Annotated in this window: 14 protein-coding genes; 6 read left to right on the top strand and 8 right to left on the bottom strand. The window is 35.6% G+C overall.

Going from position 1 to position 15,015, the window contains the following annotated elements:
* Positions 1 to 45: 45 nt before the first annotated feature.
* On the top strand, positions 46 to 2,826 hold the full coding sequence (locus tag ATE49_RS01120) for a TonB-dependent receptor plug domain-containing protein (RefSeq protein ID WP_081278393.1): 2,781 nt from the start codon (positions 46 to 48) through the stop codon (positions 2,824 to 2,826).
* Between the two features lie 60 nt (positions 2,827 to 2,886).
* Here the strand turns inward: ATE49_RS01120 and ATE49_RS01115 are convergent, their stop codons facing one another.
* From ATE49_RS01115 to gldC, 6 genes are all read right to left on the bottom strand, one after another.
* Positions 2,887 to 3,609 (bottom strand): YqjF family protein, encoded by a 723-nt coding sequence (locus ATE49_RS01115; protein ID WP_065080753.1) that lies wholly within the window; start codon positions 3,607 to 3,609, stop codon positions 2,887 to 2,889.
* A gap of 101 nt (positions 3,610 to 3,710) precedes the next feature.
* Positions 3,711 to 5,135 (bottom strand): CCA tRNA nucleotidyltransferase, encoded by a 1,425-nt coding sequence (locus ATE49_RS01110; RefSeq protein ID WP_081278392.1) that lies wholly within the window; start codon positions 5,133 to 5,135, stop codon positions 3,711 to 3,713.
* A gap of 14 nt (positions 5,136 to 5,149) precedes the next feature.
* A complete protein-coding gene (locus ATE49_RS01105; protein WP_024565131.1) occupies positions 5,150 to 5,698 on the bottom strand; it encodes an L-threonylcarbamoyladenylate synthase in 549 nt (182 codons plus the stop codon).
* 69 nt (positions 5,699 to 5,767) lie between these two features.
* Positions 5,768 to 6,916, bottom strand: a complete 1,149-nt coding sequence (locus ATE49_RS01100) for a cystathionine gamma-synthase (RefSeq protein ID WP_065080751.1) — start codon at positions 6,914 to 6,916, stop codon at positions 5,768 to 5,770.
* Positions 6,917 to 6,929: 13 nt separating this feature from the next.
* Positions 6,930 to 7,469 (bottom strand): hypothetical protein, encoded by a 540-nt coding sequence (locus ATE49_RS01095; RefSeq protein ID WP_059154782.1) that lies wholly within the window; start codon positions 7,467 to 7,469, stop codon positions 6,930 to 6,932.
* Between the two features lie 28 nt (positions 7,470 to 7,497).
* A complete protein-coding gene (gene gldC / locus ATE49_RS01090; protein WP_034871059.1) occupies positions 7,498 to 7,824 on the bottom strand; it encodes a gliding motility protein GldC in 327 nt (108 codons plus the stop codon).
* 206 nt (positions 7,825 to 8,030) lie between these two features.
* Here gldC and ATE49_RS01085 point away from each other — a divergent pair, with 206 nt between their 5' ends.
* The 4 genes from ATE49_RS01085 (at position 8,031) to ATE49_RS01070 (ending at position 10,199) form a co-directional block, all read left to right on the top strand.
* A complete protein-coding gene (locus ATE49_RS01085; protein ID WP_065080750.1) occupies positions 8,031 to 8,534 on the top strand; it encodes a GNAT family N-acetyltransferase in 504 nt (167 codons plus the stop codon).
* 7 nt (positions 8,535 to 8,541) lie between these two features.
* The gene (nadE, locus tag ATE49_RS01080; RefSeq protein ID WP_065080749.1) at positions 8,542 to 9,333 is read left to right on the top strand and encodes an NAD(+) synthase; all 792 of its coding nucleotides are present in this window, start codon (positions 8,542 to 8,544) and stop codon (positions 9,331 to 9,333) included.
* Positions 9,334 to 9,406: 73 nt separating this feature from the next.
* Positions 9,407 to 9,898: a ribonuclease domain-containing protein gene (locus ATE49_RS01075; RefSeq protein WP_065080748.1), complete on the top strand. Its 492-nt coding sequence runs from the start codon at positions 9,407 to 9,409 to the stop codon at positions 9,896 to 9,898.
* A 13-nt stretch (positions 9,899 to 9,911) separates the two neighbouring features.
* Positions 9,912 to 10,199, top strand: a complete 288-nt coding sequence (locus ATE49_RS01070) for a barstar family protein (RefSeq protein ID WP_009085403.1) — start codon at positions 9,912 to 9,914, stop codon at positions 10,197 to 10,199.
* Positions 10,200 to 10,314: 115 nt separating this feature from the next.
* On the opposite strand, the gene ATE49_RS01065 is transcribed toward ATE49_RS01070, so the two are convergent.
* Positions 10,315 to 11,535 (bottom strand): hypothetical protein, encoded by a 1,221-nt coding sequence (locus ATE49_RS01065; protein ID WP_065080747.1) that lies wholly within the window; start codon positions 11,533 to 11,535, stop codon positions 10,315 to 10,317.
* A gap of 26 nt (positions 11,536 to 11,561) precedes the next feature.
* Positions 11,562 to 14,165, bottom strand: coding sequence for a TonB-dependent receptor plug domain-containing protein (locus tag ATE49_RS01060; RefSeq protein WP_081278391.1), 2,604 nt, complete (start codon positions 14,163 to 14,165; stop codon positions 11,562 to 11,564).
* Between the two features lie 164 nt (positions 14,166 to 14,329).
* Here ATE49_RS01060 and ATE49_RS01055 point away from each other — a divergent pair, with 164 nt between their 5' ends.
* Positions 14,330 to 15,007: a response regulator transcription factor gene (locus ATE49_RS01055; protein WP_009085400.1), complete on the top strand. Its 678-nt coding sequence runs from the start codon at positions 14,330 to 14,332 to the stop codon at positions 15,005 to 15,007.
* The last annotated feature ends 8 nt before the right edge of the window (positions 15,008 to 15,015 follow it).

Raw genomic sequence — 15,015 nt, 5'->3', positions numbered from 1 at the left:
CATTAGCTTTACTAATGAGGTTTTTTAATCGAAAAATATTAGAATATGATAAAGAAAAACATTTTGACTGAAAAGAAATCCAGAGTTGTACTTACAGCTTCTGTTCTATTTTTTGCAGGTTTTGGGCAGGTATACGGACAGGAAACAAAAAAGGACAGCCTTAAAGATAAAAGCATAGACGAGGTTGTTATTGTAGGTTCGCGTTCCGGAGGGCGTTCTAAGGCAGATAGCCCGGTTCCGGTGGATGTTTTCAATCTTAAAGAAGCTTCTTTAGTATTACCACAAACCAATATTAATCAGATTCTTAATGCTGTAGCACCATCTTTTACATCTACAGTGCAAACCAATGCAGACGGTACAGACCACTTGGATCCTGCGCAGTTAAGAGGTTTAGGACCAGATCAGGTTTTAGTATTGGTAAACGGTAAGAGACGGCATACTTCAGCTTTAATCAATGTAAATGGTTCACCCGGAAGAGGGACCGTAGGAACAGACCTTAATGCTATTCCTTCTTTTGCTTTAAGCAGAATAGAGGTATTGCGTGATGGTGCTTCTGCACAATACGGATCCGATGCTATTGCCGGCGTTATGAACCTACAGTTAAAAAGAGATACGGGGAAACTTACAGGGCAAGTCAGTTATGGTGGATATTTAACAGATGCAGCCAAGAATCATACAGGTAACTGGGATGGAGATCAGATTCAGGTAGACCTTAATTATGGTGCTAAAGTAGGTAAAAAAGGAGGGTTTGTTAATGTTACTTTTTCTTCCCAATACCGTAATCCTACCTTCAGAGCAGGAGTTGAAAGCGGTAATATATACAATGCCTATAATGCGATCGAAAAGAGAGCTGCTGAAGGAGGTGTGAATCTTTCCTCATATTTCACGCGTATGGATCAGCTTAGTAACCAGCAACAACAACAATTGATTGGAGTTATAAAACAGTATGCACAAAAAGTAAATTATTTTGATAATGCCTACCAGCAACAAATTCAAAATGCTAGTAATATTTCGACACTTCAGGGGCTGTTGGGAGCTAATTATACCGATCAGGAATTGGCTTATAGAGGACAGGAAAGACGTGATTTTAATATGTGGGTTGGACAGTCCAAACTGAATAATAATCAGATTTTTGTGAATGCCGAAATCCCATTAAGTGACACATGGAAAGTATATACATTCGGTGGCTATGGCTATAGATACGGAACTTCTGGAGGTTTCTTCAGAAAGCCAAATCAATCCAGGACATTTACAGGATTATATTTAGATGGTTATTTACCTAAGATTAATACAGATATACAGGATGTATCACTTTCTGCAGGTGTGAAAGGTACATGGGATGGTTGGAATGTGGATTTCAGTAATACTTTTGGACAAAACTCTTTTGATTATACTATCAGTAATACAGGAAATACCAGTTTAAGATTTAATTCTCCAAGTAAATTTAAAGCAGGGGGACTTAGGTTTTTACAAAATACCATTAACCTGGACTTCAGTAAAAAGTTTGATGTTTTTGACGGACTAAACTTTGCTTTTGGAGGTGAACAAAGACATGAAAGTTTTAAAATAAATGAAGGAGAACCAGTTTCTTATCTTACATACGATATTAATGGAAATCCTGTTACAGACTATGTAAATCAACTAAGACCAACAGATTTTTTTGGTAACGCATTGCCTGGAGGATCACAAGTATTTAGCGGATACAGAAGTGTGAATGCAGTAAGTAAAAATCGTAATTCTTATGCGGCTTATGCAGATGCAGAAGTTAACTTTACCAATTGGCTATTGGTAGACGGAGCTGTGCGTTATGAAAATTATTCAGATTTTGGAAATACAGTTAATTTCAAATTAGCTTCCCGTATAAAATTAACAAAGGATCTTAATTTTAGATTTGCAGGATCTACAGGATTCCGGGCACCGTCCATTCATCAGATTTATTATAATACAACATCCAGCTTATATGTTACAATACCTGGAAATCCAGTTGGGGAGATTCAGGAAGTAGGAACTTTCAGTAATGATTCACAAATAGCAAGAGGTTTTGGAATACCAAAGTTAAAGCAGGAAACTTCTCAATCAATCAGTGCCGGATTTACTTATAAAATTCCGGCTTTAAACCTGAACATTACAGCTGATGGTTATTGGATTAAAGTAAAAAACAGAATTGTACTTACAGATTTATTCTCCAAATTTAAAGGGGCAAATCTTACACCAGCACAACAAGAAGTTAACAATACAATGAATGCTTTAGGTGTTGACGGAGCACAGTTCTTTGCTAATGCCATAGATACAGAAACCCGCGGGGTAGATGTTGTAATCAGTCATAATTATAAAACAGCTGGTTTTTCTCTTAAGAATGATTTTGCCATTAACCTGAATAAAACAAAAAGAGTAGGAGATATTCATTCGTCAGACTTATTGCATAATGCAGGTTTGGATAATGTATATTTTTCTGAAAAATCCAGAGTTTATCTGGAAGAAGCTGTTCCAAGAGTAAAAGCCAGTCTTGCACATACTTTACAATTTGGTAAGTTAGATGTGTATGTAAGAAATACTTATTATGGTAAAGTTACAGGTGCAGATATAATTGTACAACCGGATACTCACCAGATTATGTCCGACAGAGTGATTACAGATCTTTCTGTAGCTTATGGATTCAGCAAAAATATTAGCTTGACATTGGGGGCTAACAATGTATTTGATGTTTATCCTTCCAGAAACCTTCCGGTATCTTCTAATAACGATCAGTTCGTATATACCAGATCTACATCACAGTTCGGAATGAACGGACGTTATGTTTTCACAAGGCTTAATTTTAATTTCTAATTGATACATTAAAAACCCGCACCAGATTCTGATGCGGGTTTTATTTTCTGTTTATTTAGTTTAGAGCTTTTCTGCCGTCCAGGAAAGTACTTTTACTCCGGGTGAGTAATGGCAGGCTATAACATTTTCGGCATTTAAATTAATTGCCTCAAAACCATAATTTAAAGATAAATCTGAATGATTAACAGAATGCAATGGCCATTCTGCGTGATGTATCTCATATCTTAATGTTTTCTGATCTTTGATAAGATATAAACAATATCTCTCAGTTAACCATAAGTCGAAAGCTGTTTTGTTCTCTATTCTTTCACAAGGCTCAAAGTTCGCTATGAGAGAGAATTTCTTTTTTATATTTCTACTGCTATAACTTTTAGTACCGCGTTTGATCTCAGATTTTTCATAAGGCAATCCTGACAATGTTCTTGCTACAAAAGCGGAAATTTGTTTTTCGGCTTCAATATTAAGGAAATACACACCCTGCTTATCGTCATTGTTTATATAAGTACGGACATTTATCTCATAGAAATCCGAAATAAATCCTACTGAAGGAAGGTTTCTGGGACGTATTTTTTCCATCTTAAAAGCGACAACCGAGACATAATATTTCCCTTCAAAACTATCAATATTTAAATTTTCAGGAACAAGTTTCCTAAGTATATTGAAGTCCACTTCAAAATGTAAGAATAAAGCATCATTCCACTCCTGGTAGTATTGCCATTTTCCGATTGGCAGCTTCCAGGGTCTGTGATGTGTATCGGATATTAGATTTTGAATGTGGTTCATTTAAGGTTATCTTTTAATTAGGATAATCCATGTATGATAATTAGTTCTCCTAAAATATTTACAAAATAAAGCGTTTCAAATTTCTGAAACGCTTTATCTGTTTATTTTTTTATTTCAACACCAATCAATGAAGCTTGTTCTATAACAAAACTTCTGGCAGCTTCTTTTTCGTTCGGAATTTCACCCTCCAGAATAGCTTCTTTTACTTTTTCTTTCAGAATGCCAATTTCCTTACCAGGCTTTAAAGAAAACATTTCCATAATTTCTTCTCCGGAGATAGGAGGCTGGAAATTACGTACATGATCTTTCTCTTCTACTTCCTTTATTTTTTGTTCTACATACTCAAAATTTTTCTTGAAACGTTTCTGTTTGCTCGAATTTTTAGTTGTAATATCAGCTTTACATAAGGTGAAAAGATCTTCAAGGTCTTTTCCTGCATCAAAAAGAAGTCTTCTTAATGCACTATCCGATGTATCATCCGTAATAAGGGCTATAGGGCGGGAAGATAGCTTTACCATTTTTTGTACATACTTCATTTCAGCACCTAAAGGAAGTTTCAGTCTTTGGAATAGTGTTTTTACCATTTTAGAACCCAGAAACTCATGACCGTGGAAAGACCAGCCCTGTTCAGGTGTGAATTTCTTGGTAGGTGCTTTTCCTACATCGTGAAGCAATGCAGCCCAACGCAGCCATAGATTGTCTGTATTTACAGAAATATTGTCTACAACTTCCAATGTATGATAGAAATTGTCTTTATGGGTTTGCCCTTCTTTTTCTTCAATTCCTTTAAGAGCCGTAATTTCAGGAAGAATAATATCAAAAAGTCCTGTTTTCTCCAGAATACTTAACCCTGTAGATGGCTTTTCAGATAGCATTATTTTATTGAACTCCGTCATAATGCGTTCCATAGATACAATTTCTATACGCTTAGCTTCCTGTTTAATAGCCTGTAATGACTTGTCTTCAATTCTGAAATTAAGAGTAGATGCGAATCTTATAGCACGCATCATACGTAAAGGGTCATCAGAATAGGTTTGTACGGGTTCCAATGGAGTACGGAGGATTTTATCACTTAAATCCTGCATCCCGTTGAATGGATCAATCAGTTCTCCGAAATTTTCCTTTCCCAGAGATATTGCCATTGCATTAATAGTAAAATCCCGACGTTTTTGGTCGTCTTCCAGTGTACCGATTTCTACCTCCGGATTACGGCTGTTTTCAGTATAACTCTCTTTACGTGCCCCAACAAATTCCAGATCAAGATTCTGGTATTTAATCATAGCAGTACCATAAGTTTTGAAAACCGAAACCTTAGGTTTTGGATTGATATTTTCTGCTACGGTTTCCGCAAGCTTAATTCCGCTGCTTTCCGTTACAAAATCTATATCTGTTGGCTCCTTACGCTGCATAAGCAAATCACGAACATATCCGCCTACTATATAAGCAGATTGTGTATTTTGTTCTGCGGCCTCAGAGACCAGTTTGAATATTTTTAAGTGTTTATTTTGGTTAAGATTGATCTTCAAAATATATCTTTTCGTTATTCTCTAATGATTTTTATTTTCCCATCCTGACCGATTTTGATCACAGATGATCCGGGATATTCAGAAACCACATCGTGAAACTCTTCTACAACATAATCAACTCCTTTCAGGATCTCAGGATCTATATCTGCAAATTTTAACGGGCTTTTGCTGCCACTCAGGTTAGCAGAGGTAGATACCAATGGCTTGTTGAGTTTGGAAATAAGTTTCTTGCAAAAATCATTTTTTACCAAACGGATACCTATACTGCCATCTTCTGCTAAAAGCTCTTTTGGAAGCCCTTTTGGGTTATCATAGATAAAGGTAATAGGTTTCTCGCTGAGGTCCATCATTTCCCATGCCAGTTCAGGTACTTCTACTAATTCCTGAAGGCGACGCTCGCTTTCTACGAGAATGATCATAGATTTGTTGGCATCACGGTGCTTTATATCGTAGATTTTTTTTATTGCTTCGATATTAGTAGCATCACAGCCAATTCCCCATATCGTATCGGTAGGGTATACAATAGTACCTCCGGATTTTAGTATGTTGATTATCTGTTCCATTTATTTTATAGCAGAGACGGGTTTTACCCGCCTCTAGTCAAATTTAATTATAGTTTTCTGTTGGGTGGCCTATATAGCGTTCAGCGCTTGCTCCAGATCCTGTAATAGATCTTCAATATCCTCAATACCTGCACTAAGACGTACAAGATCATCAGTGATACCTAACTCAGCACGTTTTTCAGCAGGAATAGATGCGTGTGTCATCATAGCTGGGTGATTTGCTAAAGACTCTACACCACCAAGTGATTCTGCTAATGTGAAAACACGAAGATTTTCCAGGAACTTAACCGAGTCTTCTTTTTTACCAGATTTGAAGGTAAAAGAAACCATTCCGCCAAAGTCTTTCATTTGTTTTTTAGCCAAATCATTTTGTGGATGGCTTTCTAATCCCGGATAAAATACTTGTTCAATAGCCGGATGTTTTTCCAAGAACTGAGCAACTTTGATTCCGTTTTCAGAATGTCTTTGCATTCTCAATGCTAAAGTTTTAATACCTCTTAGTACTAAATAAGAATCGTGCGGACCTAAGATACCTCCGGATGCAAACTGAATAAAGTGTAGTTTTTCTCCTAATTCTTCTGTTTTAGCAACCAAAGCTCCTGCAACAACATCAGAGTGACCTCCAAGATATTTAGTAGCAGAATGCATGATGATATCCGCGCCTAAATCTAAAGGCTGTTGAAGGTATGGTGATGCAAAAGTATTGTCTACAGCTAAAAGAATATCTTTCCCCTGAATAAGATCCGCAACAGCTTTAATGTCTACTAATTTCATTAAAGGATTCGTCGGCGTTTCTAACCAGATTAGCTTTGTCTTATCATTAATAAGGTCAGCTATTTTTGAAACATCATCGAAGTTAACGAACGTAAACTTTAACTGATATTTTTCAAAAAGGCGGGTAAACATTCTGTAAGTACCACCGTAAAGATCGTCTACAGCAATAACTTCATCACCAGGATTTAATAATTTAAGTACACAATCTATAGCAGCAAGGCCTGAACCGAAAGCTAAACCTCTGGCCCCGTTCTCTATACTTGCCAGAGCATCTTCTAATGCCTGACGTGTTGGGTTTGCACCACGGGAATATTCATATCCTGCACGCAGTTGTCCAGGACTTTTTTGTGCGAAAGTTGAAGTAAGGAATATCGGTACATTTACAGAACCTGTATGAGGCTCTGCATGTTGGTTTCCATGAATTACTTTAGTATTGAATTTCATTTTTTATTTGTATTTACAGACCTGCAGCAAAATAGTCTCTTACTACTGTACTTTGGTCAGAATTTCTGATAATTGTTATTTTTCCTTCGTAAGCATACGTTACAACTTCTATTTCCTGTGGTAGTTTTTCAGGAGTTTTAGAAGTAAAAGACAGTTTATATTCGTTATTAGCATACTGATCTTTTCCGGTTTCCTTAAGAGCAACAATCTTACCATCTGCCTTTATAAAAGCTTTTTTCAAGGACAGATCAATATAAACAACATTTAAAGGAGTACCTTTTATAAAATCTTTCATACTTGGCACCAGTTCCATAATAGATTCTCCTTCCATATCATATGGATGGAGGCTGCCTTTTAGCATTTCAGCAGTAATCTCATCCGGTTTAAAATCCACAATGTTTAATTGCGCCGCCGGAGCTTCAGCTACTTTATCTGTCTTTACAGTATCTTTTTTTGTAGTGATACTATCTTTAGCGTTTATTTCTTTAGTTTCTGTCTTTTTCTGACAGGCAAATAAAGAGAGTATGCTTAGTACTAAAAATGTTTTTTTCATATTAATATTTGGTGTTGGTTTGTGTCTGTTATCCTTTGATCTTTGCAAGAGCAGCAAACTCCTCAGCAAATTCCATTACTTTTTCAGCAACATCTTCTTCGCCGGTAGCTCTTTCATAAGTATGACCTAATGAAACAAGAATCTGATGGAAAAACATCTTCATCTGATCAACAGGCATTTCTTTTGTCCATAGGTCTATACGTAGCGCTTCATGTTTCTTTTCATCCCATACAGAGATCATGACAGCTTTAGTTTCCTGGTTGTCGATACCCCCGTCCTGAGCATTCCATGTTAGTTTTTCCGGTACGTGATTTTCGTCTAGTTCTACATTGATAGATATCTGTGTTTGTCTCATAATTTCTACAGTCTGTTTAATCTGAATATTTCCCAAAATTGAACCTGCTATCTGTTTATATTACTGATAAGGAAAATAAAACCTTACCAAAAGGAAAAACAGATATAAAAGTTTTCGAAAAACTTCTTTACTTTTACATTATATTTTAATGTGCAAAAATAATAAATTCTAAGGACAAAGTGCAGTTAGAAACCAACCGATTAATAATGAGACCATTTGAAGAAACAGACGCAGAAGGTCTCTTTCTTTTAGACTCTAACCCCGAAGTAATGAAGTACGTTGGAGGTATAGTTTCTACTGAAGTTGAACAAAGCCGCCAAATGATTGAATTTATACAAAACCAGTATAAAGAAAATGGTGTTGGAAGACTTGCTGTAATCGAAAAAAGCAGCAATATCCTAATCGGATGGAGCGGACTAAAATACCTGACAAAAGAAATAAACGGTATGAAAAACGTATATGAATTAGGATACCGTTTTTTACCAGAATATTGGGGAAAGGGCTATGCTACAGAGACAGCAATAGCAGCACTGAATTATGCATTTAATGAAATAAAGACTGACGTGGTATACGCCATGGCTGTTACTGAAAATGCCGGATCTAATCGTGTTTTGCGGAAATTAGACTTCGAGGAACTCGGGACTTTCTTAGACGATGGTGATCTGTGCTATTGGTATAAACTAGAGAAAGAAAATTACAAACAGAACTAGATAAAATATGCAATCAGAAAAAGTTATAGAACATATTGTAGCATGGCTGAAAAACTATGCAGAAAAAGCAGGCATGAAAGGTTTCGTAGTCGGAGTATCCGGCGGAATTGATTCAGCAGTAGTTTCTACGCTAGCAGCGATGACAGGTATGAAAACTTTGGTTTTAGAAATGCCTATCCGTCAGAAAGAAGATCAGGTGAACCGAGCTCAGGAGCATATTGATTTTCTGAAAAACAAATTTCCTAATGTAGATGGTTTTAGAGTAGATCTTACTCCTACATTCGATACTTTTCAGAGCCAGGTAGATGTAAACGATGCTGATTTTCCGAACGAACAGCTGGCTTTAGCCAATTCACGTTCCCGTTTGCGTATGATTACACTATATTATTACGGACAGATTCACAATCTTTTAGTTACCGGAACAGGAAATAAAATTGAAGATTTCGGTGTAGGTTTTTTTACTAAGTACGGTGATGGCGGGGTAGATATCAGTCCGATTGCAGATCTGGTAAAAACACAGGTATATGAAGTTGCAAGACACCTGGATATTGTAGAAAGTATTCAAAAAGCAATTCCTACAGATGGATTATGGGATGAGGAAAGAACCGACGAACAACAAATGGGGGCTTCTTATCCAGAACTTGAATGGGCAATGAGTGTTTATAATACCCATAAAGCCGATGATTTTTCGGGGAGAGAAAAAGAAGTTTTTCAGATTTACGATAAATTGCACAGAGCAACTCTGCATAAAATAAATCCGATACCAGTCTGTGAAATTCCGGAAACCTTATTGAATTAATAAATAGAGATTGAGAATCAGTATTCAGAATGAAAATCGGATCAGATAACCAACAACTATAAACTATAAAAGAATGAACTCCAAGTTTTTAAAGATTATGCTTCTTTTCGTTGTTGCTTTTACAGCAGGAATAGGAGTGATGTCTCTGATTAATAAAAATACAGGAAAGAGAATGCCTACTGCCGATGAGGTAGTAAACTATGATCCTACAACTACTAAAAATACGCAGACAGATATAGCTACGCTAACAAATGAGAAAGTTGTAGCAGATTATGTGAAGAAAAATAAAAGACTGCCTGATTATTATATTACTAAAAGAGAAGCCAGAGAAAAAGGTTGGGAGCCATCTAAAGGAAATCTTTGTGATATTTTACCAGGCAAGGCAATAGGTGGAGATTACTTTGGGAACAGAGAAGGAAAGCTGCCTAAGGAAAATGGCAGAAAATACTTTGAAGCCGATGTAAACTACGATTGCGGAAGAAGAGATGCTGAACGTATGGTATTTAGTAATGACGGATTGGTGTTTATAAGTAAAGATCATTATAAAAGTTTTGAACAGAAATAACGAATAGAAACAAATGAAAGAAGTATTCATAGATTTTAGTCAGATAGGTGACTATGAAGAATTTTACGAACAACTAAAGGAGAAGCTCCCGTTACCTGATTATTTCGGGGACAATCTGGATGGTTTGTATGATGTGTTAACAGGTGATGTAGAAATGCCTTTGCATATAGAGTTCGTTAATCTTAGTGTAGACCAGCTGGAGACTTTTGAAGATTTGTTAGAAACAATGGAAGATGCTGAAGAAAATGTTGAAGGCTTTACATTCTCCTATTTTCTGGAACAATTTGAAGATGAAGATTAAACTAATATAGCAGTATAAGATTCAAAAAGAAATCTTTAAATTAAAATAATATAAAATCCCGAAGTCATATAACTTCGGGATTTTTTTGAATTTGAACTTATGAATAAAAAATTGATTATTTTTTCACAGGTGCTAACAAGTCTACACCATCAACAGTTGCCCATGCACCGGATGTAAACTGAGTTTTCTTAACATCTCCGTTGGTAAATGATACAGGTTTGGTTGTAGCAAATGCATATCCATATACACCCGGATTATCAGAATTTAGGTAATTTATCGGAGTAACTTTAATTTTTCCTTTATTTAACTGATCGGTTTCAGTAGCTAAATCCTGAATTAAAACTGCATAAGCTTGCTGAGTACCCATATTTTTATACCCATCTATGTAAACATTGGTAAAGATTCCTGATCCATGCTTTTTAAACTGAATTGCAGTAATTTCTGCGGATCCGGCAACCTCAGGCTGAGTACCTGCTTCTCTGATTAAAGTAATTCCGTTTACTTTTGGAGCAGTGTTATCAGCGTTAGAAGAAGCTTCGATCTCCATACCAAAGTTACCAATACCTGTTTGGTATGCATACCAGTTAGAATTATTTTGGCCAGACCAACCATCTTGCCAGTCGAAAGAATCGTCATAGTTTCCGTAAGAGATTAGATTACTTCCGCTTGCAGTACCGCCGAAGAATTCAAAACCATCATCTGTACCTTTATAAGATACTAGGTTTTCCAAAATAGTTCCTGCACCTACAGCATAGAAAGTCATAGAGTTTGTTTCAGATGTTCCATCTCCAATTTTACGGCCTCCGTATTCAACTCTTACGAATTTCATTACACCAGAATTAGAATTTGCATCATTACCTCCGTACGTCTGAGATAATCCATCTTCTGAAAGTGCTGTTGAAGCACCGCCAACCGCCTTTATCGGCGCATTACCATAGATTGTAATACCACCCCAGTCACCTGGTTTTTTGGAAGCTGTTGTGAAAACAATTGGCTGATCTGCTGTACCCTCAGCTTTTATTTTTCCACCTTTCAGGATAACTAAACTACTATCAATATTAGTTGTAGCCGTAAAATTAGCACCAGCCTCTATTGTTAGAGTAACGCCATCGGATACCTTTACAATACCTGTTAATGTGTAGTTACCTTTTTTTATCAATAAATCTTTAGTAATTGTACCAGTTAGATTTCCTGAGCCTTCCATTACAGAACCATTGTTATTTCCAGGATTGGTTGGGTTTGTAGGGATGTCATTGTCTTCACGAATATCAATCGTACATGAAGAAACGCTTAATAGAAATGTTAAAGACAAAAGCGTTAGGATGTTCTTTTTCATATTACTTAGTATTATTTTATTTTTAATTAAAATGTATAACCTATTGTCAGGTTAAAGTTTGTACCACGTTTGAAGTCTACCATTCTCAAAGAGGTTTCATTGATCGGAATTAAACTTCTATCGCCTAAATCCAGTTTGTACTGCTGATTAAGAATATTCTGTATTGCAAATTTCAGATTCCAGTTCTTAGTCAACTGTGTATTGTAAATAAAGTCTAGTTGGTGGAAAGGACTTTCGTATACATTGTCCAGTCTACCAAATCCAACTCCGTAGATTTTTTTACCTGAAACATTGTAAACAAGAGAGAATGTGTTAGTAAGATTCTGTGAGTTTTTGAATTCGTATTTTAAATCTGCATTCACAGTCCATGGGGCAGCACCCTGTAATTTTCTGTTTCTGTTTGCAAGGAAGTCGGTTTCATTTTTCTGTTCCTCACTTCTTTCTACATCTGTATACATAAAGGTTGCATTAGCTCCTAATGACCACCTGTCTAATCCTTCGAAAATTCTGTTAAGACCAACTAAACCTTCTACTTCAAGACCGAGTACTTTGGCTCTTTTAGAATTGAAATAAGTAATAGTTGTTCCTGTAGAATTCCCGGAAGAAATATATGATCTTTCAATAGCATAATCCAGTATTTTACCAAAAGCATTAAAAGCAATCATCTCCTTACTGGTTGGGAACCATTCATATTTTAAATCGATGTTATAGTTTTCACTATTTTTCAATAATGGGTTACCTACGATATTTTCGTTATCCGGATTCATATATTCAATCGGCATATATTCTATAAGAATAGGTCTTGTGATAGATTTACTAGCAGCAAATCTGATGTTAGAGCTATTATTAAGAGCCTTTTTAATTGCCAAAGAGGGTAGTATAAAGTACTGATTCTTAGTAATGTTTTCAGTGTCCGGATACTTATTGCTTTTAGGATCTTTGTAACGTGTAATGTTCATGTTGTTTTCTACACGGCCACCAATTAATATATCCCAGGTTTCATTTGGTTTATAATTCAGGTTAATATATCCAGCATTGACAAACTGGTAAAGATGTTTTTTGTAATGTTGCGGAGAGCCTTCGAAATAACTATAATAGCCTTTGGTTAATCCGTTGTTGAATTGTGCCTGAGGCTTATCTTTATTAACAATTACATTTGCATTTGCAGGATCTAGCAATCTACCATATATAAAGCGGTAAGATATATTCCTGATGTCAGCAAAACCATTATACCCTGCAGCTATATTAACAGGGAATTCATTTTTCTCATTTCTTTCACCCAATCCAACATTATATTCTGCAAAAGCTGAAAAGTAATTCTTACCATTTACATCAAAGTATTGACGGATAAGGTTATTACCTCCATAGTTCATAGAAAGATCCTGAGTCCCGGGAATTTCTTGCCCAGCAAATATCTTCCGATCTGGTTGTTGGAAGAAATTATTCACCCAGCTTCCTCCTGCTTTTATAAAATGCCGGTCTCCTATTTTCTGGGATGCGATTAACTGAATATTTGTAAATCTGGAAATATCCTGCTGGTTAACACGGAAAAATAATGGTGTTTGTTTCTGTTGATCTCTGTATCCATAGAAGTCTTCAATAACATTATCCGAGTTTTGTAAGAACATAGCACTCAAATCTATTTTCGTTCCTTTGTTCTTATAGCCAACGCCTAATAATGCAGAAGATTCTATACCATAAGTATAAGTTTCTCTCATTAAGCGGTTTCTGTAATCCCCGGATTCATTAAAGTTATTTTTGTTTCCGTTTCTGTATTCGTAAGAGTTAGCCTGGTTTAAGGATAATAAGAAACCTACGCTGCCTGTATTTCCAGCTTTAAATTTCTGAGCTGTTGTAAATCCGATCCCTGTATTTGGTAATGATTTTACATTGTTAACATCCCATGACTCTTTAAAATTATGCAGAGATTCTTCCTTTGTGAGTTCATATCCGCTTGGCTGGTATCCGTTTATAGGATCAGGAAGCTGTCTTTTATCTGAGTTTAATCCTAAATAACCTCTGAAAGTATCTGCATTAGGATTGATTTTAAAATTATTTCTGAAAGTATTCTGAGAATTAACCCCTACACTAAATTCTATTTTTGTAAAAGGCTTCTCGTAGGTAAGGGTTTCAATATCGAAAGTTGCTCCGGCAAAGTCACCATATAAATCTGCATTAAATGTTTTGTAAATATTAAGTTTACCTACAACATCAGTTGGAAACTGTTTTAATGCAATTATTTTCTGAAAAGGGTTATTAGATGGTGATCCCAGCCCATTGATCAACAAATAACTATATCTCTCTTCCAATCCTCTTACAAATAGCCCTCTTCCTTCTACAGAGTTGATTCCTGTTACCTTTGTCAAACCTTGTTCTACATTAGAAATCCCTTTTCTGGAAATTTCTTCAGCTCCCATAGCTTGCTTTTGGATAACAGCTTTTTTCTGCTCTTGTAAAATGGCCGTTTCGGTTTTTTTATTCCTTTGACCTTGTAATTTTACTCCTTCAATATTTTTAGCCTCATTCTTTTTAATGGTATCCTGCGTTGCCTGAGCCATTAGAGAAGTGGTAGAAATAAAAGTGAATAAAACACCAATTGAGAGTTTAGTTATTCTCATTTTACTTTTCATTTATTTTATTGGGGCAAAGAAACCAAGAATTGTTTAAGTTTTTTTTAAGCTATATTTAAGTAATTTTTAAGTTTGTGTTAACAGAATGTTGTTAATATTAAATTATTGTTAATGAGGTATTGATTTATTAAAATTTGTTAATTTTGGGTTTTAAAAAAGTAAACATGAGCACTAAAAAAATCCTTTTAATAGATGATGAACCGGATATTTTAGAATTATTATCCTATAATCTTACCAAAGAAGGATATTTGGTTGAAACCGCTAAAAACGGAGTAGAAGGAATTGAGAAAGCAAAAGAGCTTATTCCGGATATGATACTTCTGGATGTAATGATGCCTGAGAAAGACGGAATAGAAACGTGTCAGGATCTGCGTAATATTAAAGAGCTTGAAAAAACTTTAATTATTTTCCTTTCTGCACGTGGTGAAGAATTTTCTCAACTAGCAGGTTTCCAGGCTGGTGCTAATGATTATATTACTAAGGTAATAAAGCCAAAAGTACTTATTTCAAAAGTTAATGCACTGATGGAGCTTACAACCCGTGTAGCAACACAGGCACAACAATTGAAAATCGGAAGTCTTACTATAGATAAGGATAACTTCAGAGTAACAAAAGGGACTCAACAGTTTTTATTACCAAAGAAAGAGTTCGACTTACTTTATTTACTAGCTTCTAACACTCAGAAAGTCTTCAAAAGAGACGAGATTTTAGAAAAAGTTTGGGGTAATGATGTTATTGTTGGAGAAAGAACCATCGATGTACATATTCGTAGACTTAGAGAAAAGTTGGGAATAGATACCATTCAGACTCTTAAAGGTATCGGGTATAAATTGGTAGTGTAATTTCTCAC

The sequence above is a fragment of the Elizabethkingia miricola genome (genome assembly GCF_001675285.1).
GTDB classification, from domain to species: Bacteria; Bacteroidota; Bacteroidia; order Flavobacteriales; family Weeksellaceae; genus Elizabethkingia; species Elizabethkingia miricola.
This window is presented reverse-complemented; position numbering and strand designations above follow the sequence as displayed.

Coding starts and splice junctions, on each gene's coding strand:
- ATE49_RS01065 (WP_065080747.1), bottom strand. CDS start 11,535: ATGAAAAAGAACATCCTAACGCTTTTGTCTTTAACATTTCTATTAAGC.
- ATE49_RS01100 (WP_065080751.1), bottom strand. CDS start 6,916: ATGAAATTCAATACTAAAGTAATTCATGGAAACCAACATGCAGAGCCT.
- nadE (WP_065080749.1), top strand. CDS start 8,542: ATGCAATCAGAAAAAGTTATAGAACATATTGTAGCATGGCTGAAAAAC.
- ATE49_RS01070 (WP_009085403.1), top strand. CDS start 9,912: ATGAAAGAAGTATTCATAGATTTTAGTCAGATAGGTGACTATGAAGAA.
- ATE49_RS01085 (WP_065080750.1), top strand. CDS start 8,031: ATGAGACCATTTGAAGAAACAGACGCAGAAGGTCTCTTTCTTTTAGAC.
- gldC (WP_034871059.1), bottom strand. CDS start 7,824: ATGAGACAAACACAGATATCTATCAATGTAGAACTAGACGAAAATCAC.
- ATE49_RS01060 (WP_081278391.1), bottom strand. CDS start 14,165: ATGAAAAGTAAAATGAGAATAACTAAACTCTCAATTGGTGTTTTATTC.
- ATE49_RS01095 (WP_059154782.1), bottom strand. CDS start 7,469: ATGAAAAAAACATTTTTAGTACTAAGCATACTCTCTTTATTTGCCTGT.
- ATE49_RS01055 (WP_009085400.1), top strand. CDS start 14,330: ATGAGCACTAAAAAAATCCTTTTAATAGATGATGAACCGGATATTTTA.
- ATE49_RS01075 (WP_065080748.1), top strand. CDS start 9,407: ATGAACTCCAAGTTTTTAAAGATTATGCTTCTTTTCGTTGTTGCTTTT.
- ATE49_RS01115 (WP_065080753.1), bottom strand. CDS start 3,609: ATGAACCACATTCAAAATCTAATATCCGATACACATCACAGACCCTGG.
- ATE49_RS01105 (WP_024565131.1), bottom strand. CDS start 5,698: ATGGAACAGATAATCAACATACTAAAATCCGGAGGTACTATTGTATAC.
- ATE49_RS01120 (WP_081278393.1), top strand. CDS start 46: ATGATAAAGAAAAACATTTTGACTGAAAAGAAATCCAGAGTTGTACTT.